The sequence below is a fragment of the Anaeromyxobacter sp. PSR-1 genome, from assembly GCF_000964525.1.
Classification (GTDB): domain Bacteria; phylum Myxococcota; class Myxococcia; order Myxococcales; family Anaeromyxobacteraceae; genus Anaeromyxobacter.
The window spans coordinates 1-3,236 of record NZ_BAZG01000292.1 but is presented as its reverse complement, the minus strand read 5'-3'; the positions used below and the strand labels follow the sequence as shown (position 1 = coordinate 3,236).

The following is a 3,236-nucleotide window of genomic DNA, read 5'->3' as shown; positions in this document are numbered from 1 at the left end:
CGAGCTCGTCACGGCGCTGCCCGGGGTGACGCTGGAGGACCTGCCCCTCGCGCGCGCCGCGGGTGGCTAGCCGTCCCCGCCCCGCCCCAGCGTCCGCAGCGCCGCGAGCCAGAGGCGCGCCTCGCGCCGGCTGAGCCGCGAGCGCCGCAGCGCGGCGGCGAGGTCGCGGACCGCGTGGCGCTCCGGCCCGGCCAGGAAGCCCCCGCCGCGCAGCGCGGCGCGGAGCGCGTCCTCCACCGCGGAGAGCTCGGCGTCGGTCGCGCCCGCGTCGGGCGCGCGCGCCGGCGGCGCGGCGGCGGCGAGCGCCGCCTTGCGCAGCTCGTACAGGTAGACGAGGGCCGCCTGCGCCAGGTTGAGCGAGGGCTGGGCCTCGCCGGCGGGGATGGCGGAGAGGTCGTGGCAGCGGTGCACCTCGTCGTTGGTGAGCCCGCTCCGCTCGTCGCCGAACACGATCGCGGTCCGCCCCGCGGCGGCGCGCTCCAGCGCCTCGCGGGCCACCTCCGCCGGCGGGAGCCGGCGCTTGCCCTTCACCGCGCGCGAGCTGGTGCCGACCACCCAGGCGCAGTCGGCCACCGCCTCGTCGAGCGTGCGCACCAGCCGCGGCCGGTCGAGCAGCTCCTCGGCGTGCACCGCCACGCGGCGCATGGCCGCGAAGTCGTGCGTCCCCAGCTCGGCGATGGCCCAGTCGTCGGCGCCGAAGTTCTTCATGGCGCGCGCCACCGCGCCGAGGTTCTCGGGGTTGCGGGGGCGCAGCAGCACCAGGCGGACGGGGAGGCGCATCGCGGCGCATGCTACCGCGCCGGCCCGGTCCGGCCGTGCTAAAGGAGGCCCGTGCCCCACGCAGCGCGGTTCCTCGAGAACCCCTTCCAGCTCCACATCACGTTCGACCTGGCCGCGACCTACCTGTTCGCGGTGACCGGTGCGCTGGCCGCGATCTCGAAGCGCTACGACTTCGTCGGCGTGCTCGTGCTCGCGTTCGTCACCGGCCTCGGCGGCGCGCTGCTGCGCGACGGCCTGTTCCTCCAGTTCGGCCCGCCCGCCGTCGTGACCGACGGACGGTACCTGGTGGCGGTGGCGCTGGGCGCCGCCACCGGCGTCTTCTTCGGCAAGCGCCTGCACCGGTTCCAGATCCCGTTCCTGCTCGCGGACGCGGTGGCGCTCGGGACCTACGGCGTGGTGGGCGCCAACAAGTCGATCGCGGCGGGGCTGCCCATGCTCACCGCGCTCCTGGTCGGGGCGGTGAACGCGGTCGGCGGCGGGCTGCTGCGCGACCTGCTGGTGCACGACGTGCCGCTGGTGTTCCGGCCCGGCGAGTTCTACGCGCTCGCCGCCATGGCCGGCGAGGTGGTGTTCATCGGGCTCACCCGCGGCGCCGGGCTGCCCGGCACGCTGTCGGCGCTGATCGCGATCGCCGCCGCGTTCGCGGTCCGGATCCTGTCGGTGTGGCTGGGCTGGCGCACCGAGGCGCTGTCGGGCGAGGACGGGACAGGCGAGCGATAGCTTCCTTGGCGCGGGTCAAGGCCGACCCGGCGGGGCTTCCCTTAAGGTGCGCCCTCCGAGGACTTACCCCCGCGCACCAGGAGCCTTCATGACGCTCGTCCGCAGCCTGCTCGTCGCCGCCCTCGCCCTCGCCGTCCCGTTCGCCGCCCGCGCCGCGGGCGGCCACGACAGCGTGGGCTGCGGCGGCTGCCACTCCATCCACACCGCCAAGGGCAAGATCATCTTCGCGGTCACGCCGAACACCAAGGCGCTCGATCCCAAGACCAAGCAGCCGTACTCCGGCACCACCGCGCTCTGCCTCGCCTGCCACGCCGACTCGAAGGACGGCGGCCAGGGCTACGCGCCGGTGTCGGGCCACATGAGCCACCCGTACGGCGTCGGGAACGTGAACCCGAAGGTCGCGAAGGTGCCGGCCGAGCTGCTGCGCGACGGGCGCTTCGAGTGCATCGGCTGCCACGATCCGCACCCGTCCAACCCGAACTACAAGTACCTCCGCGTGGACACCGCCAAGGGCCAGCAGATGGACGCGTTCTGCGGCGTGTGCCACCCGGGCAAGGCCGACGCGGCCACGGTGAAGCAGGCGGCGCTCTTCACGTCGATGGACGAGTCCGGCGCGAAGCGCGCGGCCGCGCCCGCCCCGGCGCCCGCCAAGAAGTAGCGGCACCCGCCCGCCCGCCCCTCGACAGGCTCGGGGCGAGCGGGATGTCGAGATCGGCCTGGCGTTCCGCCTCCGCTCGGGGTGAGCCCGTCGAACCCCGAGCGGAGGCGAGCGAGCACGGCAGTCAGCGCGCGGCGGCCACCGCGGCCCGCGGCCGCCAGATCTCGAGCATCCCGCGCGGCGCCGAGAGCCACACCGGCTCGTAGCGCGCCGCGAGGTCGGCCGCGAGCGCGGCGCCGCAGGGCGTGGCCAGCAGCTCGCGCGTCGCGCCCCACACCAGCACGTAGTCGAGCCGGCCGAGCCGCCGCGCCCCGCGCAGATCGACGCAGGGCGGGACGCCCTCCATCCGCCCCAGCGAGCCCGCGATGACGTGGAACGGGTTCCGGCCGGCGGGGAAGCGCACCGGGCAGTGGTCGGTGTTGGCCTGGCTGTTCTTGAGGTCCACGCCGCCGCGCGCCGCCACGATCCAGCCGGTCGCGTGCAGGAACGGCTTGATGCGGTAGCCCATGCGCCGCCCGTTCGCATCCAGCGGGCCGTGCGGCGAGAGCGCCAGCGGCAGCATCACCCGCCCCTCCTCCACCGCCGCGGACGCCGAGGCGTACTCCTCGAGGTAGGCCGAGAGCTCCCGCTGCTTGTCGAGCCGGACCCCGAGCGCGACCACCGCGATGGCCGCGAGCGCGACGGCGGCGCGCCGGGCCGGGGCGGCCGGGCCCGCGGCGGCGGCGCCGATCCACGCCGCGACGCACAGCAGCGCGAGCAGCGCCATCCGATCCGACACGTGCGCGCCCGCCGCCACCACGTCGGGGACGGCGAAGTACAGGACCACGAACGCGGCGGCGGCGACGAGCCACCCGTCGTGCGAGCGGAGCCGCGCCCCGCGCCCGGCGCGGACCAGCGCCGCGTGCACCACCGCCACGGCGAGCACCAGCATCACCGCCATCCCGAGCGGCAGCTCGCGCCGGTCGATGGAGACGAGCGAGTACCCGGCGGCGAGCTTCGCCGCCAGCTCCGGCAGCGGGATCCGCGCCGCGACGCGGTCGCGGTGCGCGAGCAGCCAGGCCCCGAGGAGCAGCAGGCC

General features: G+C 76.0%; 3 protein-coding genes and 1 pseudogene. 2 read left to right on the top strand and 2 right to left on the bottom strand.

Translation table 11 applies throughout. The features are described from left to right. Positions 1-66: 66 nt before the first annotated feature. Positions 67-780: an RNA methyltransferase gene (locus tag PSR1_RS22540; protein ID WP_059439550.1), complete on the bottom strand. Its 714-nt coding sequence runs from the start codon at positions 778-780 to the stop codon at positions 67-69. 51 nt (positions 781-831) lie between these two features. On the opposite strand from PSR1_RS22540, the gene PSR1_RS22535 reads away from it, so the two are divergent. After that, a complete protein-coding gene (locus tag PSR1_RS22535; RefSeq protein WP_059439549.1) occupies positions 832-1,500 on the top strand; it encodes a trimeric intracellular cation channel family protein in 669 nt (222 codons plus the stop codon). Between the two features lie 88 nt (positions 1,501-1,588). Next, on the top strand, positions 1,589-2,158 hold the full coding sequence (locus tag PSR1_RS22530) for a cytochrome c3 family protein (protein WP_059439548.1): 570 nt from the start codon (positions 1,589-1,591) through the stop codon (positions 2,156-2,158). A 124-nt stretch (positions 2,159-2,282) separates the two neighbouring features. On the opposite strand, the pseudogene PSR1_RS22525 reads toward PSR1_RS22530, so the two are convergent. After that, positions 2,283-3,236, bottom strand: a pseudogene (locus PSR1_RS22525) (GtrA family protein); the annotation flags it as partial.